This window comes from Brevibacillus sp. MCWH (assembly GCF_013096935.1).
Classification (GTDB): Bacteria; Bacillota; Bacilli; order Brevibacillales; family Brevibacillaceae; genus Brevibacillus; species Brevibacillus aydinogluensis.
Map to the genome: position 1 here is coordinate 22516 of NZ_SDLF01000027.1, position 16426 is coordinate 38941.

16 protein-coding genes are annotated in these 16426 nt (G+C 56.9%); 15 read left to right on the forward strand and 1 reads right to left on the reverse strand.

From position 1 onward, the window contains the following. Positions 1 to 83 precede the first annotated feature (83 nt). From ETC00_RS17860 to ETC00_RS17925, 14 genes are all read left to right on the forward strand, one after another. Complete coding sequence (locus ETC00_RS17860) at positions 84 to 1106, forward strand: acyltransferase family protein (protein ID WP_171567477.1); 1023 nt, start codon at positions 84 to 86, stop codon at positions 1104 to 1106. 147 nt (positions 1107 to 1253) lie between these two features. Then, on the forward strand, positions 1254 to 1976 hold the full coding sequence (locus tag ETC00_RS17865; protein WP_171567492.1) for a stalk domain-containing protein: 723 nt from the start codon (positions 1254 to 1256) through the stop codon (positions 1974 to 1976). A gap of 214 nt (positions 1977 to 2190) precedes the next feature. Continuing rightward, complete coding sequence (locus tag ETC00_RS17870) at positions 2191 to 3591, forward strand: hypothetical protein (protein ID WP_171567478.1); 1401 nt, start codon at positions 2191 to 2193, stop codon at positions 3589 to 3591. A 26-nt stretch (positions 3592 to 3617) separates the two neighbouring features. Beyond that, complete coding sequence (locus ETC00_RS17875; RefSeq protein WP_171567479.1) at positions 3618 to 4040, forward strand: hypothetical protein; 423 nt, start codon at positions 3618 to 3620, stop codon at positions 4038 to 4040. A 122-nt stretch (positions 4041 to 4162) separates the two neighbouring features. Next, positions 4163 to 4849, forward strand: a complete 687-nt coding sequence (locus ETC00_RS17880) for a response regulator transcription factor (protein ID WP_171567480.1) — start codon at positions 4163 to 4165, stop codon at positions 4847 to 4849. After that, positions 4842 to 6113, forward strand: a complete 1272-nt coding sequence (locus ETC00_RS17885; protein WP_171567481.1) for a sensor histidine kinase — start codon at positions 4842 to 4844, stop codon at positions 6111 to 6113. Before ETC00_RS17880 ends, ETC00_RS17885 begins: the two co-directional genes overlap by 8 nt. 170 nt (positions 6114 to 6283) lie before the next feature. Further along, positions 6284 to 6742, forward strand: a complete 459-nt coding sequence (locus tag ETC00_RS17890; protein ID WP_029098439.1) for a tripartite tricarboxylate transporter TctB family protein — start codon at positions 6284 to 6286, stop codon at positions 6740 to 6742. Positions 6743 to 6757: 15 nt separating this feature from the next. Further along, positions 6758 to 8275: a tripartite tricarboxylate transporter permease gene (locus ETC00_RS17895; protein WP_171567482.1), complete on the forward strand. Its 1518-nt coding sequence runs from the start codon at positions 6758 to 6760 to the stop codon at positions 8273 to 8275. A gap of 39 nt (positions 8276 to 8314) precedes the next feature. Beyond that, the gene (locus ETC00_RS17900; protein ID WP_171567483.1) at positions 8315 to 9355 is read left to right on the forward strand and encodes a tripartite tricarboxylate transporter substrate binding protein; all 1041 of its coding nucleotides are present in this window, start codon (positions 8315 to 8317) and stop codon (positions 9353 to 9355) included. A 314-nt stretch (positions 9356 to 9669) separates the two neighbouring features. Next, the gene (locus ETC00_RS17905; protein ID WP_171567484.1) at positions 9670 to 10689 is read left to right on the forward strand and encodes a sulfonate ABC transporter substrate-binding protein; all 1020 of its coding nucleotides are present in this window, start codon (positions 9670 to 9672) and stop codon (positions 10687 to 10689) included. Positions 10690 to 10707: 18 nt separating this feature from the next. Continuing rightward, positions 10708 to 11853: an FMNH2-dependent alkanesulfonate monooxygenase gene (gene ssuD / locus ETC00_RS17910; RefSeq protein WP_171567485.1), complete on the forward strand. Its 1146-nt coding sequence runs from the start codon at positions 10708 to 10710 to the stop codon at positions 11851 to 11853. A gap of 30 nt (positions 11854 to 11883) precedes the next feature. Further along, positions 11884 to 12666, forward strand: coding sequence for an aliphatic sulfonate ABC transporter permease SsuC (ssuC, locus tag ETC00_RS17915; RefSeq protein WP_171567486.1), 783 nt, complete (start codon positions 11884 to 11886; stop codon positions 12664 to 12666). 20 nt (positions 12667 to 12686) lie between these two features. Further along, entirely contained in the window at positions 12687 to 13460 is a 774-nt protein-coding gene (locus ETC00_RS17920; RefSeq protein ID WP_171567487.1) for an ATP-binding cassette domain-containing protein, read from the forward strand. A 288-nt stretch (positions 13461 to 13748) separates the two neighbouring features. After that, positions 13749 to 14399, forward strand: a complete 651-nt coding sequence (locus ETC00_RS17925) for a hypothetical protein (RefSeq protein WP_171567488.1) — start codon at positions 13749 to 13751, stop codon at positions 14397 to 14399. A 169-nt stretch (positions 14400 to 14568) separates the two neighbouring features. Here the strand turns inward: ETC00_RS17925 and ETC00_RS17930 are convergent, their stop codons facing one another. Continuing rightward, positions 14569 to 14862 (reverse strand): L,D-transpeptidase, encoded by a 294-nt coding sequence (locus tag ETC00_RS17930; RefSeq protein WP_171567493.1) that lies wholly within the window; start codon positions 14860 to 14862, stop codon positions 14569 to 14571. Between the two features lie 172 nt (positions 14863 to 15034). On the opposite strand from ETC00_RS17930, the gene ETC00_RS17935 reads away from it, so the two are divergent. Beyond that, positions 15035 to 16264, forward strand: coding sequence for a branched-chain amino acid ABC transporter substrate-binding protein (locus ETC00_RS17935; RefSeq protein WP_171567489.1), 1230 nt, complete (start codon positions 15035 to 15037; stop codon positions 16262 to 16264). Positions 16265 to 16426 lie beyond the last annotated feature (162 nt).

The following is a 16426-nucleotide window of genomic DNA, read 5'->3' on the forward strand; positions in this document are numbered from 1 at the left end:
ATTGTTATTTTATATTAAAAACATTACCCAAAAGAGGATCGGGCAGCTTGGGACCGGCAATCCCTGTACAAAGGAGCGTTGAAATGGGTAAAGAGTCGCGGTTGTTTAAAACGCTTTTTCTTATGCAGTTGTTGTCATCCTTTCTCGTATTTTCGGGTCATTACACGGCCTTGGTGCTTCAGTACGACAGTGCTTTCTGGGCCACTGCCCTGAATCAGCTGAGCCGGTACGGCACTGTTCTGCTGGCGATGATCAGCGGGTTTTTTACGGCCCACACCTTTGATGTCAAACGGCCAACGGCGCGGCAGTTCTTTTCCGGAAAGCTGCTGTATGTAGTTGTGCCGTTCCTGTGCGCCGGAGTGGTGTATCATTATTTGCTCTACGACGAATGGCCGCATACGAAAGCAGCGTTTGTCTCGATTCTCTTGGGCAAGACGGGCGATCAGCTCTACTTTCTGTTTATGCTGTGCCAGTATTACGTCTTTGCCTACCTGTTTCGAAACATGATCACCAAGCAAAACATCACGGTCCTGATCTGGTTGTTCATGGGACTTCAATACGTGTACATTCACTACCTGCATCACGGATGGCTGGGGTTGACGACGCGCCATTTCTTTCCCGCCTGGATCTTCACCTTTTACCTGGGCCATCTGCTGTATTGGTACCGGCATGAGATGATGCACTTCCTGCGAACACATCGGGGGCTGCTGCTCGCCTGTGCGCTGCTGTCCGTCGTTAGCGCGGTCCTGTTTATCCTGTCTGACACCATTTATGTGGCGGTTCACCTGCGATTCGTGCTGGCGGCGTTTGTCTCCCTGATCGTGCTGATCATGGTGCTGGAGCGCTGGGCAGATTCCATTCCGATACGTTTCCGGAAAGGGCTCACGCTGTTTATCTATTTGACCCATTCGGCCGTCATGATCTGCTGCAACCTCGCGCTGATCAAGCTGACGGGGGATCTGTCGTGGATTTTCGCCAACATCGGGTTGACACTGCTCTACCTGCTGGTGATCTACGCGGGCACTGTGTTCCTGTCGTGGGGACTGTCCCGGATCATGTACACCGTGGAGGGCATGACGCGAAACATGCGCCAGTTGAGCGGGTGAGGATTTGTGCAAAAAATGTCCGATTTCAAAGAGAATTCAAAAAAAGAAACGATACACTGTGCTTGTACCGGGGTCGGTACCAAAATCAGGAATTGGCTGAAGGGGTGAGACATGGTGTTGAAAAATACCAAGGGGAAGAGAGCGGGCATGTGGAAAAAGTCGTCGGCCGTTGTCCTGTCTTCCGTACTGCTGGCAGGCGTTCTGGCATCCAGTTCCGATGCCGCGGTCGCGACCAAAAACGTGCAGGTTAAATACAACAATGTGAAAGTGACGTACAACGGCCAGCTTGTTCCCACCGACATCGAACCGTTTTTGATCAACGGCACGACCTACATTCCTCTGCGGATGATGGCCGGTGTGTTTAACAAGAACGTGGCGTGGGACGGGAACACGTATACCGTGAGCGTCACGGACAAGGAAGACCCGCGGATTGCCACCCTGCAGGCGGAAATTGCGCTAAAAGATGCCCGGATTGCCGAGCTGGAGAAGAAATTGAAGGACGCGGAGGACAAGCTGGCAAAAGCCGAAGACGATGACGTCGATGACCGGATCGAAGAGCTGGAAGATGACCTGAACTACGACTATGGAGATTATGAGGATCTGGAATGGTCGATTTACTTGAGCGGCGACGAGGATGAGATTGAGGTGGAGATTGAAGTCGACCTTGACGAGTATCAGGATGAATACGACGATCTTTCTACCAGAGACATCGAGAGACTGGTGGAAAATATCTGCAACGATATCTGGGATGAATTCGAGGATGCCGATATCGACGGGGTCATCATTGACATCGCCGACGACGATGAACTGCACGACTTCTACGGTGATGCCAGCAGCGGCGACATTGAATTGGACGGAAAAGAAATCTGAATGAATCCCCGGGGGAAACATCGGGGGACACTTGCGACAGGGAACTCGCTGAAAACAGCGGGTTCCTTTTTTCATGCGTTCACCCGACACACAACTCTTCCACGATCATTCCTAGAGTTTTCCACAGTTCTCTAAGGCGAATCAAAGATTGAAACCCTACACTAAAGCTGTACCTGGGTACAAGTTTAAAATATTGGAAAGGATGATGGAGATCATGTTCAGCAAAGCAAAAATCGGAATGCTGTTGGGAGCAATGGCTACGGCGTTGAGCATTGGCAGCATCGGAAGCGTCTACGCCGCTGCCGACAATCAGCAGCCTGTGGATAAAGGCGTCAAGTTCGAACATAAGGGCTGGTTCAGCGCGGAGAAACTCGGAAAAGGTAAAGTATTCGTAAAAGGGCCGTCCCTCTGGGATAACGATGAGCTGCTGGATCTGCTGAAGCTGGATAAGGAACAACTGCAAAGCAAGCTGAAAGACGGCAAATCGCTGGCCGACGTGTCCAAGGAGCAGGGCGTGTCCACGGATGAGCTGGTCAGCCTCTTGACCAAGCAGGAGGAAGAACGTCTGGCAGCAGCGGTGAAGGAAGGCAAGCTGACGCAAGAGCAGGCGGATAAACTGAAGGAGAGCATTGCCGAGCGGGTGCAGCACTTCGTGGAAAACACTCATCCGGGAAAAGGCTTCGTGAAGTTCCGCGCACTGTTCCCGGGATTCGGTGACAATGAAGAGCTGCTGGATCTGCTGAAGCTGGATAAGGAACAACTGCAAAGCAAGCTGAAAGACGGCAAATCGCTGGCCGACGTGGCCAAGGAGCAGGGCGTGTCCACGGATGAGCTGGTCAGCCTCTTGACCAAGCAGGAGGAAGAACGCCTGGCAGCAGCGGTGAAGGAAGGCAAGCTGACAGAGGAGCAGGCGGATAGACTGAAGGAGAACATTGCCGATCGAGTGCAGCACTTCGTGGAAAACACTCATCCGGGAAAAGGCTTCGTGAAGTTCCGCGCACTGTTCCCGGGATTCGGCGACAATGAAGAGCTGCTGGATCTGCTGAAGCTGGATAAGGAACAACTGCAAAGCGAGCTGAAAGACGGCAAATCGCTGGCCGACGTGGCCAAGGAGCAGGGCGTGTCCACGGATGAGCTGGTCAGCCTCTTGACCAAGCAGGAGGAAGAACGTCTGGCAGCAGCGGTGAAGGAAGGCAAGCTGACGCAAGAGCAGGCGGATAAACTGAAGGAGAACATTGCCGAGCGGGTGAAGCACTTCGTGGAAAACACTCATCCGGGAAAAGGCTTCGTGAAGTTCCGCGCACTGTTCCCGGGATTCGGCGACAATGAAGAGCTGCTGGATCTGCTGAAGCTGGATAAGGAACAACTGCAAAGCGAGCTGAAAGACGGCAAATCACTGGCCGACGTGGCCAAGGAGCAGGGCGTGTCCACGGATGAGCTGGTCAGCCTCTTGACCAAGCAGGAGGAAGAACGCCTGGCAGCAGCAGTGAAGGAAGGCAAGCTGACACAGGAGCAGGCGGACAAGCGAAAAGCAGAGATCGAGAACGTGGTGAAGAAGCTGATCGAGCGGACCTTTCCCGCCGGTCACGCTGAAAAGACCGTGGTAGAACAGTAATTGTTGAAACAGCGAAACTGAGGCAGGTGAGCAATCACCTGCCTCAGACTGCAGACAAACTGTACTTTTTCATTGAGGTTCCGCAAGGAAACGATCTTTCCATTGTTGTCGGGCCGAAAGGCCTGCACATTGATCAACCGAAGGTGGAGATAAAGTACGGGCATGGAGTGATGGGCCATGCGAGCTCCTTTGACGACCTGCCCAGCGGAAAAACGGAAGACGACGCGGGGAAAACAGGGGGCACAAGTCTCACTTCATCGAAATACCCAGATGTTTGCCCCCTGCCCGCGTCGCGTTTTGGAGCGGACGCGATCCGCTTCTTTGCTGGTCGTCAAGAGAGCGAGCGGGCCCGATCATTCATGCGACATGGACGTTGTCTACACACTGAGGCAGGTGAGCAATCACCTGCCTTTTTCAAATCTGTTTCAAAAAAACGGATGGTTTACTAATAGATTGGGAGCGTACGGCCACAGGCACAATTGGTGTAGTATATAAACATAGAAATGCGCTCTTCCCTGCCGTCGCCCGCAACGCAGAAGGCAGGGGACAGGAGCAGGAAAGAGGGGTGGGTATGCGAATTCTCGTAGTAGAGGATGAACGTCATTTGCTTCAGGCGATTAGCGCCGTGTTTAAGGAAGAAGGATACCAGGTAGACTGTGCCGACCGGGGAGATGAAGGCCTGCTGCTGGCGGAACGAGGCATTTACGATCTGCTGGTGCTGGATATCATGATGCCTGGTTTGGACGGCTTGTCGATGATAAGAACGTTGCGGTCAAAAGGCAATTTGACACCGGTTTTGTTTCTTACCGCCAAAGACAGCGTGGAAGCCCGGGTCGAAGGCTTGGACGCCGGAGCCGACGATTACCTGGTCAAACCGTTTGCGGTGGAAGAACTGCTGGCGCGAACGAGAGCGCTGCTGCGGCGCAACGGGAAGTTTGCCAAGGAAGGCGAGCTGAGCTATGGCCCGATTTGCCTGAAGGAGTACGAGCACGACGGGTATGTGGGACCCCATCCGCTGCGGTTGACCAGCAAGGAGTACGATCTGCTCAAGTATTTTCTCTACAACCGGGAACAGATTTTATCGCGCGACCAGATTTTCGACCGGGTCTGGGGCATCGAATCCGAGGCGAACTACGGCATTGTGGACCTGTATGTCCATTATCTGCGCAAAAAACTGGCCGATCACGGGTGCGACCACTATATCCGCACGATTCGGAACGTCGGCTACATCCTGAAGGGAAACAATGAGCATGTTTAGAAAGACGCGAATCCGCCTGGTCACGCTGAATGTGATCGTGTTCGTCCTGCTGTTGAACGGTCTGGGGGGCGCGCTGTACGCCTCCATGCAGTATCGGCTGTATGCTCAGGTGGACGCAGAATTGAAGCAGATCGGAAAACGTCTGCTGTTTGATCCGTTTCCGTTTTTTCGGGCAGAGAAAAGGCGGATGCTCGACGTGGACAGGCGGATGGTCTTCCTGCTCTGGGACGATCGGGGAGAGCTGATTCGCAAGGAATACGGCGACTCCATCGACCCGGCAGAACTGCTGAAGTTCCGGCCGGACGGAGTGGCGGATGGCATTGAAACCTTGACGGTGGACGGGCAGACCTACCGCGTCTACACCTTGTCCATCGACAAGCGGGTGTTCGCAGAGGGACGGGTGTGGAAGGTGAAACGAATCCAGATGGTGGTCAACCTGGAACCGGAAGAAAAAATGCTGAACACCCTCCTGTACGTGTTGGGAATCGGCGGTGTGGTCAGCATCGTGATCGCTGTCTTTGCGGGGTTGTTCCTTGCCAAGAGGGCGCTGATACCCATTCAACTGTCCTGGGAGAAGCAGCAGCGATTTATCGCGGACGCCTCCCACGAGCTGCGCACGCCGCTGTCGGTCATTCTCCTTCACCTCGAACGGCTGTTCCGCAATCCCGACCATACGATCGAGCAGGAAAGCGAAAACATTTGGGTGAGCATTCAGGAGACGAAGCGGTTGAACAAGCTGGTCTCCGATTTGCTGACCCTGGCCCGCTCCGATTCCAACGAGCTGCAGATTATGAAGCAGCGCGTACGGCTGGATGAGCTGGCGGGGAAAGCGGTGCAGTCCTTTCAGCAGCTTGCCGAGCTGAAGGAGATTGACGTGCAGGCAACCATCGAGCAGCCGCTGGACATGTGCGGAGATGGGGAACGGCTGTACCAACTGCTGGTGATTCTCCTGGACAACGCCTTGAAATACACGAAAGAAAAAGGGACGATCAAGGTCACGTGCAGACGGGACAGTCATTGGGTTACGATGGTCGTGGCCGATACCGGCATCGGCATTTCCAAGGAGGACCTGCCCTTCATCTTTGATCGGTTTTACCGCGGGGACAAAATGCGATCCCGGGAGATGGAAGGAACCGGCTTGGGCCTGTCCATCGCGAAGTGGATTGTGGATGCCCACGGCGGCCGGATTCGCGTGGAAAGCGAGGAGGGCGTGGGGTCCAGCTTTACCGTCACGCTGCCCGCCCGGGGCAAGGACGCGGGCTGATTTTGCATCCGGGGTATAGAAGAAATCCGAGGTACGAGCGCCTCGGATTTTTGTTGTGCCGGCACACAATGGGCACCTGTGCCATAGGCTGTGGTATGACTTGCGGGCGTCGCTGACACGCGGTGCAGAGACGCGCGGCAAGAAGGGCTTCCGCATGGCGAGGTGATGACGTGAGACTTCCGCACAACGTACCTGACTTCCTGGGGGCCGTTTTGTCCATCGCGGCGGGCGTTTTGGTCAGTCTGGAGGCGTATCGGCTGCGGGCCTATTCCCTGTCCCGATATGTAGGCGATCATACGCTGCCAGCCATTCTGGGGCTTGTGTTTGTGCTGTTGGGGGCGGCCCTGCTGGTTCACTCGTTCCGGAATGAGGAGCGGGCCAAGGCACCGCCGTCGCCGCACCGAACGAGCCTGCTCCTCTGCCTGGCTCTATTGGGGGCGTACTGCCTCTTGATTGACATCGTCGGCTACCTGACGGCGACGCTGATCGTGTCGGCGTTTCTTTTCCGCGTCGTCGGAAGGTACGGATGGGGGACGGCCATCGTGTTGGCCGCCGTCCTGACAGGATGTCTGTACGTGGTTTTCATCATGTGGCTGCAGATTTCGTTTCCAACCGGATTCTTTCTGTGAAAGGGACGCGGTATCATGGACACCTTACACCTTCTGTTGGCAGGCTTCGCTCAGGCCATCACGCCGGAAAACCTGCTTGTGGCCGCACTTGGCGCACTGGTTGGCACGTTTGTGGGGGTGCTGCCAGGATTGGGGCCCACGTCCGCCATCTCCATCCTGCTGCCCGTCACCGCCGTAATGGAACCGACGCAGGGGATCATCATGCTGGCCGGCATTTACTACGGCGCCATGTACGGCGGATCGACCACGGCGATTCTCCTCAACATCCCCGGAGAGATTTCGTCGGTCCCCACCTGTTTGGACGGCTATCCGCTGGCGAAGAAGGGAAAAGGGGGGGCGGCCCTCGGCATTTCGGCCATCGCCTCCTTTGCGGCCGGGATCATGGGCGTCGTCGGATTGGTCTGTTTTGCGCCCGTCCTGGCAGACCAGGCATTGAAGTTTGGTCCTCCCGAATACTTTGCCCTGATGATCCTGGCCCTGACGCTGATGGTCAGCTTGTCGGGAGGCTCCTTGATCAAGGGGTTTTTGATGGGGGCCTTCGGATATACGCTGTCGCTGGTGGGACTGGGGCCGTCTTCCGGGATGCCCCGGTTTGACTACGGCATCCCTCTGCTGAGCGGCGGGTTTGACATGATCAGCATTATTATCGGCCTGTTTGCGATTGCCGAAGTGCTGAAGGGAATCGGGGAAAAGCGGATTGCCACCGTCATCGGCGCGCGCGGCAGCGTTTACCCGTCAAAAAATGATGTGAAAAAGTGCGCCGCGCCCACGATCAGAGGAGGGTTGGTTGGGTTTTTCCTCGGGCTGCTGCCGGGCTGTTCCGCCGCGATCACCTCGTTTCTCGCCTACGATCTGGAGAAAAAAGTGTCGAAGCATCCGGAGCAGTTTGGCAAGGGTGCAATCGAGGGCGTGGCTGCACCGGAAGCGGCCAACAACGCCACCAGCAGCGCCGGGTTTATTCCCCTGTTTTCCCTGGGCATTCCCTCTTCCCCGCCGCTGGCCATCCTGCTGGCCGGATTCATGATCTACGGTTTGACGCCCGGTCCCGTGCTGTTTGAGCAGCACCCGCTCTTTGTCTGGACGGTCATCGCGTCCATGTTCGTCGGCAATGCGATGCTGCTGGTACTCAATCTGCCGCTGGTCTGGGTGTGGGTCAAACTGACGAAGGTTCCGTACGGCATCATGGCGCCCGTCATTCTGATGCTGTGCACCATCGGGGCGTACAGCGTGCGAAACAGCCTGTTTGACGTGGCGGTGGCCTTTGCGTTCGGCGGGCTGGGCTACCTGTTTCATACCTACCGCTGGCCGGTCGTGCCGCTGGTGTTGTGCTTTATTCTCGGACCGCTGCTGGAGGAGTCGTTTATCCAGACGATGGTCATGTCGTCCGGCGATGTGGCAATCGTGCTGGAGCGCCCCATCTCGCTGGTCATCCTGTTGGCGGCAGCTGCTCTGATGCTGGTCTCCCTCGCGCTCAACAGGCGGACGCAAAAGCGGGTGCGGGAAGAGCATCAACACGGCGCGGACGTGGCCTAGCATCATTGAGAGCAGCTTGTTGTACAGGAGGAGTGTTGTTTGAAAGCATATGGGAAATGGATCGGCGGGATCGTCTCCTGCCTGGCAGCCGTGGCGGTGACGGCCTGCGGGGCGGACGTTGCCCAACCCGATGTCGGCTCTGAGACGCAGGCCATTGCCGGTCAGGCGGCTCCCGTCTATCCCGACAGACAGATTGAGTACGTGGTTCCCTATTCCGCCGGGGGCGGGGTAGATCTGGTTGCCCGGGCTGCGGCAGATTATTTGAGCAAAGAGTGGGGGCAGCCGGTCGTCGTCGTCAACAAACCGGGGGGCGGCGGCACGGTCGGGGCGCAGTACGCTCTGAAACAGGCGAAAAACGACGGCTACACGGCGCTGGCCGTCAACGTTTCCAACACGTCCATGCTGTCGGCGGGGATGAAACAGCCCCTGATCACCAATGAGGACCAGGTGTACGCCGCCCGGATCGGAAAAGGGACGCTGGCGTTCGCGGTCAAGGCAGATGCGCCGTGGAAGGACTTCGCCGAATTCTCCCAATGGGTGAAACAGCACCCGGAACAGTTGACCTGGACCTCCGTCGGACCTGCCGGATTTTCCGCATTCGGTGTGGCGGAATGGATGGACGCGATCGGGGCTGATTTTACCAAGACCCGGATGATTGTGACGAAGGGCGCGTCCGATTCACTGCCCAAAGTGGCGGGAGGACACGCGATCCTCGCTGTCCATACTGTCGGCGAGATCAATCCCATGCTCCAGGCAAAGAAAGTGAGGATTCTCGCGGTGTCCGGCAGCGAGCGCAGCCCGTTTCTCCCCGACGTTCCCACCGCCGAAGAGCAGGGAGTAAAAGGGCTGACCGTGTTCTGGTGGACCGGGGTCTCTTTTCCCAAGGGGACACCCGACTACGTGATCAACAAGTGGGAAGAAGCCGTGGCGAAAATGGTGAACGACCCCGCATTTGTGAAAAAGCTGCACGGCATACAGGTGGAGCCGGACTATGCCGACTCGGCCCAGTTTACGCAGGATGTGGCGAAGGAAACCGGGTATTACGTCGAGCTGGCTGAAAAGCGCAATATGCGAAAATGATGATGGGCGACTTGGCAGTTTCGTCCCCGTGCTGCGGGGCCGGTCCCATCCCGGGTGGCCAGCGCCATGCCGGAGTGCAGGGAATGAGCTGTTACGGCAACAGCCATATCCCTCACTCCCTTTGCTCGTGCCAAAAACATACTTGACAGGTATGAATAGTTGGAATAGACTGTATCGTAAGCAACGACACCGGGTTCAAAAAATAAAACATCCGCAGCCGATCAGTCAACTGAAGGCTCCTGCCTGTTTGCTCTGATGCAAGCATGTGGGAGCCTTTTTGTTGATACTCCACATTTGATGAGAGGAGGAAACCCGTGCTGACACTCACAGATTCACGGAAAAACCCGCGGACCCGTGCTGCTGCCGCTTTTCTCGCAGGACTGTTTCTGGCGGCCGCCTTTCTGACCGGCTGCTCCGGGGACAGCCGCGAAAGCGCGGGGCAGGCCGCTGCCCAATCGGAAGAAACGGCGAAGGTCCTGCGCATTGGCTACCAGAAAGGGGATCCGCTGAACATCGTTAAAGAGCGCGGCACCCTGGAAAAACGATTGAAGGAACGGGGATACGACGTGACCTGGCACGTGTTTCCGGCCGGTCCTCCGCTGCTGGAAGCGCTAAGCTCGGGCAATCTTGACGTCGGGCGAACAGGCGATTCTCCTCCCGTGTTTGCCCAGGCGGCAGGCTCTCCCCTGGTGTACGTGGCTGCGGGCAAGGCAAAGTCCGAAGGCTCTGCGATCCTCGTCAAACATGAGTCCAGCATACGCACGCTGGCCGACTTGAAAGGGAAGAACATCGGCCTGGCCAAGGGGTCCAGCGCTCATTACCTGCTGGTGAAGGCGCTGGAAAAGGCCAACCTCCAGTACAGCGACGTGACCCTGTCGTTTTTGTCCCCGGCCGATGCACGCATTGCGTTTGAGCAGGGAAAAATCGACGCGTGGGTAGTGTGGGACCCCTATTTCGCCGACATCGAGATCACCGGCAAGGTCCGGGTGCTGGCCAACGGCGTAGGCCTGGCGGAGGACCGCGATTTCTACCTCGCCTCCAAACGCTTTGCCGAGGAGCATGGCGACATAATCCACGTATTGCTCGAAGAAGTGGAGCACGTGAGCGCGTGGGCCAACGAACATCCCAAGGAAGTGGCCCAGCTGCTGGCGCCGCTGTTGAAAATCGACGCAGCCGCGCTGGAGAAGGCGGCGAAACGCAGAGAGTACGGGCTTCAGCCGATTGACGACGTCATTGTAAAAGGGCAGCAGGAAATAGCTGATACGTATTTCGCCCTGAAGCTGATTCCGCAAAACATTTCCGTCCAGGAAGCAATTTATCGACCAGCACGGTAAGAGAAAGGGAGTGGGCTCATGGAAGTCTTTTGGTTTATACCGACTCACGGGGATGGCCGTTATCTGGGAACATCCGTAGGGGGGCGTCCCGTCACGTTCAACTATTTGCGTCAGATCGCCCAGGCGGCGGATGAGCTGGGGTTCAGCGGTGCCCTGCTGCCTACGGGACGGTCATGCGAGGACGCGTGGGTGGTGGCATCTTCCCTGATCGCGGCCACCCGGCAGATGAAGTTTCTCGTGGCAGTTCGGCCCGGGATTGTTTCTCCTGCGGCGGCAGCCCGCATGGCGGCCACCCTCGACCGCTTTTCCGACGGCCGTCTGTTAATCAACGTGGTGACGGGCGGCGACCCGGTCGAGCTGGCCGGGGACGGTCTCCATCTGTCCCATGATGACCGTTACGCATTGACGGATGAATTTCTCACCATTTGGCGCTCGTTGTTAAGAGGAGAACAGGTCAATTTTCAAGGTGAGTATCTGCATGTGAAAAATGGGCGTCTGCTGTTTCCCCCGTTCCAAAAACCGTATCCGCCGCTGTACTTTGGCGGTTCGTCCGAGGCGGCGCTTAAAGTGGCGGCCGAACACGTGGATGTGTATCTCACATGGGGAGAGCCGCCGCAGCAGGTGGCGGAAAAAATCAGGAAGGTGCGCGCGCTGGCGGAAGCAAACGGGCGTACCGTCCGATTTGGCATCCGCCTGCACGTGATCGTCCGGGAAACGGAACGGGAAGCGTGGGACGCCGCCGAACAGCTGATCAAGCACCTGGATGAAGAAACGATCCGCACGGCGCAGCAAGCGCTCGCCAACTACGACTCCGAAGGTCAAAAGCGGATGATTCGGCTGCACAACGGCAACCGCAGCGATCTGGAGATCAGCCCCAACCTGTGGGCCGGCATCGGTCTGGTCAGAGGCGGAGCGGGGACCGCGCTCGTGGGCGACCCGCAGACTGTCGCCGCCCGCATGTTGGAGTACGCCGAGCTTGGCATCGAGACGTTTATCTTTTCCGGCTATCCCCACCTGGAAGAGGCGTATCGAGTAGCGGAACTGCTGTTTCCGCATCTGCCGCTGGCGAATCGAACGCCGGAAGCTCCGGCTGGTGAAATCATCGGCAATGACCGCTTTCCCGAGAAAAAAGTCTCGTCCCGGAGCGTGGTCGCCCATGGCTGACATCATCTTGGGCCCGGGAGGAGATTCGCCATGCGTTTGACGTTGAAAACACGCGGCCTGGCGTACGTAATTCCCTGGAGCATTCCGCTTCTGGTCATTCTCGTGTGGCAGGTGCTCGGCGACTGGGGGATCATCTCTACGCGCGTTCTGCCGACGCCCGTCCATGTAGTGGAGGCGGCGGTGCAATTGGTTCAGGACGGGGAACTGTTTGACTATATAGCAGCCAGTGCCAAGCGGGCTCTGATCGGCTTTTTGATCGGCGGCGGCCTCGGCTTTTTCCTGGGGTTGCTCAACGGGGTGTTTCCCCCTGCCGAAAAGCTGCTGGACACATCGGTGCAGATGGTGCGCACGATTCCTCATCTGGCCTTGATCCCGCTGGTGATCCTGTGGTTCGGGATCGGAGAGGAAGCAAAACTGGTTCTCGTCGCGCTGGGCGTCTTGTTTCCCATTTACGTCAACACCTTTCACGGCATCCGCACAGTAGATCACGGTCTGCTGGAAATGGGCAGGGTATACGGGCTGAGCGGATTCGCTCTGTTCTGGAACGTCATCCTGCCGGGGGCGCTTCCCTCCATCCTGGTAGGGGTCCGCTACGCACTCGGAGTCATGTGGATGTCGCTGATCGTGGCGGAAACGATCGCCTCCGATTCCGGCATCGGCTACATGGCCACCAATGCCCGTGAGTTCATGCAGATGGATGTCGTCGTGCTGAGCATACTCTTGTACGCGCTGTTGGGCAAACTGTCCGACAGCATCGCAAAGGCGATCGAAGGAAGGTGGCTGCAGTGGCATCCGAGCTACAGCAAGCGGTGATCCGGCGTGGGGGTGATGGTATGAATGCGAATTACGGCATGTCACTCGATGTGCAGGATGTGGGCAAGGCTTTTGGCGCCACCCGGGTGCTGCGGCAGGTGCGGCTTGCGATGCAGCCCGGCGAATTCGTCGCCGTCGTCGGGAGGAGCGGATGCGGAAAAAGCACGCTGCTGCGGATGATTGCCGGCCTGGACCAGCCGACGGAAGGACAGATTTACGTGGATCGCCAGCCCCTCTACGGCCTGCACCCGGAGGTGCGCATCATGTTTCAGGACTCCAGACTGCTCCCCTGGAAAAAGGTCATCGACAACGTGGCGCTCGGGATCAGGGCGGGTGCGAAGCGGACAGCGGAAGAAGCGCTGCGGCTTGTCGGTCTGTCCGAACGCGCCGGCGAATGGCCCCGCGTCCTGTCCGGCGGGCAGCGGCAGCGCGTCGCACTGGCCCGCGCTTTGGCGGGAGAGCCCCGGCTGCTTCTGCTGGATGAGCCGTTGGGCGCGCTGGATGCGCTGACCCGGATCGAGATGCAGCGGTTGATCGAAAAGCTGTGGCTGGAACAGGGATTCTCCGCCATTTTGGTGACACACGACGTGAGCGAAGCAGTCGCCCTGGCCGACCGTGTGGTTCTCCTGGAAGAGGGAAAGGTGGCGATGGACATCAAGATCAACCTGGCCCGGCCCCGGGTGAAGGACAACGGTTTTGCCCACTATGAGCGGGTGATTCTGGACAGAATCCTGGGTGCGCGGGAAGAGGAGCCGTTTTTCGCCAACAATCAAGCGCATGCCTACTCCATCTGAGCATGATCCGGTGCGGATCGGACGCGGTCCGGTGCGAACAGCTGGATTCGCCCAAAGCGTTGCCGCGCTTTTGGCCCTGTACAACAGACATTCCCGTTCCCTGCAAGGGGGAGGCTCAACTGCAAAAATGAGCAGATCACCAAGCTGCCAGGCTTCAAGGTGATCTGCTTTTTTTATGGGACAGCGGCGATATTGCCTTTGCTGCAAGAAAACCTCGAAGATTAGGAAACATTTGCTAACACAAAGGTGTTACAATATATGGGAGTAATTAGTGGGGGGGAAAAGCCGATGAAAAAGCTGGTGATTTCTCTGTCCGCAGTGGTTCTGGCATGCTCTGCATGGGTGTTTTATTCTTTCGCAACGGAAGAGAAATCTGACATATTTCGTTCACTCAGCGCAGAGCTGAAGGAGATCCAAGCCACAAAAGACAGATACTTTGCCCAGGTTGAACATATCGGCATCACGAGCGGGGAGTTTCAGACCTACAAGGCGTACATGCGGGCCAATCAACAACTCAATAACCGTAAAGATGAATTGTCCGACAGTGAGTTGTTAAAAGATTTGATCATCGAAAAGTTGCTGCTGCTGGAGGCTGAAAAGCAAGGGGTAGCGGTCAGTCTGGAGCAGGCCAGAGCGTATTCTGACGAGATGAGACACATTCTGGAAAGTACAGCCGATGAAAAAGCAAAAGCGTTTCAGCAGCAGGTCACAGCCCTGACCGGTCTGCGTGAAGATGAATACTGGGAGAAGCATGCTCCAGAAGCGTACAAAAGCCAGCTCAGCATCGAACATTTGCTGAATAAACTCGTCCAAGACGGAGTACTGCCAAATGCCTCTGGAGACCCTGAGTCCTTTCAAACGGCATGGAAATCTTACAAGGACAAATTGTATGAGAGCCGCTCGGAACAGGTGAAGATTTTTATCGATGACATCCAGTGAAACGGCCAGATTTCCCTGCCCGCGCGTTTTGAAGCGGACACTGCCACCTTCTTTGCTGGTCGTCAAGAGAGCGAGCGGGCCCGATCACCCATGCGCGACGGACTTTGTCTACACGCTGAGGCACAGCATCCAAACAGGAAGCTGTGCCTTTTGTCTGTCCGGCGTCCGGCTACGGGCGGATTTTCACCGGCGTTCCGATCGGCACCCGTTTGGCCAGGTACTCCACGTCCCGGTTGTGCATGCGGATGCAGGCGCGGGAGACGTACTTGCCGATCGAGGCCGGGTTGTTGGTGCCGTGGATGCCGTAATGAGGCTTGCTCAGCCCCAGCCAGTAGGTGCCGAACACGCTGAGCGGGCCGCCCGGGTAGGAGTTTGGGTACGGGACTTTGTTGATGATGGTAAAGTCGCCGCGCGGCGTGGCGGTGGCGATTTTGCCCAACCCGACGGGAAACGAGCGGACCAGGCGCTGACCGCCAGATGCGCATGTACCCCAATACGAATGTTCATTTCAAGAGATGTTTTGTCAGATTTTTTGCACAAATGATTGGACAGGTTGTCAGAACATGAAGTCTATATTTTCTCATATATTTAAATTCATAGAATTATTAGACATATTAACCGAGGGGGTACACATCATGAGACGTAAAAAGCGCGCGTCCATCCTCATTCCGCTGCTTCTCGCTGCCGTTTCCATCGCCGGCTGCAGCCCGCAAAGCTCACCGTCCGGACAAGCCGGTCAAACTGGACAAGCCGGGGAGGCGGCTGGCGCGGGGAGCGGGTCGTCCGCCAACAGGATTTTGATTGCGACGCAAAGCCCCCTGTCCGGCTCTCAGTCAGCAGTCGGCGACTCGATCAAGACAGGGGCGGAGTACGCCCTGCGCTTGCAGCAGGACGAGTTCAAGCAGATGGGATTTGACCTGCAGTTGTATCCGCAGGACGACCAGGCCGATCCGAAAATTGGCGTGACCAATGCGGAGATGCTGGTCTCCAACCCGGATGTGCTCGGCGTGGTCGGCCATTTCAACACCGGTGTAGCCATCCCCGCCTCCGTGAAGTACGAGACGGGCAGCCTGGTGATGGTCTCACCCGCCAACAGCGGCGTGCAGCTGACGGAGGAAGGCAAAAAGACCGTACACCGGATCTGTGCCCGCGACGACGCGCAGGGGCCCAAAGGCGCCAAATACGCCAAGGAAACGCTCGGCGTCAAATCCGTCTTCCTGCTGCACGACAAAACGGCGTACGGGCAGGGGCTCGTCGACCAGGTGAAGGCCCAGTTTGAAAAGGACGGCGTGCAGGTGTTGGGCTATGAAGGTGTCAATCAGGGGGAGAAGGACTACAACTTTGTGATTAACCAGGTGGTGGCGAAAAACCCTGACATGATCTATTTTGGCGGCATTTATCCGGAGGCCGGAATCCTCGTCAAGCAGGCGCGGGAAAAAGGCTTCAAGGGGATCTTTATGGGCGGCGACGGCATCGACTCCCCCGATCTGATCAAGATCGCGGGACCGGAGGCGGCTGAAGGCGTGGTGTTCACCTCGCTGGCAGGGGACGTGAAGCAGACGGAAGAGGGGCGAAAATGGGCGGAGGAGTACGAAAAGGCGATGGGGAAAAAGCCGGAAACCTACTCCGTATACGCCTTTGACTCCATGAATGTGATCCTCAACGGCATCAAGCAGGCGATCAAGGCCAACGGCGGGAAAAAGCCGACCCGCGAGCAGGTGCTGGAGGCGGTTCACAACACAAAGGATTTTCAGGGGCAGTTCGTCAAGGTCTCGTTTGACGACAAAGGGGACAACGTATTTGCCGATGTGTTCATTTACAAATACGAGAAGGACAAGACGACCTTCCTGGGCAAGATCGAGTAGTGAGGAAAGCAGCCGATGTTCATTTGGAGCATCGGCTCAGATTGCAGACAAACTCCCTCGTTGCCATTGCAGTCGAGGGAGTTTTTGTCCTGTATGTATTCGAAAATGAAGCGAAAATGAAAGGCATTGTGCCTCCCTTTGCCTGCCTTCCATAGCCAATTG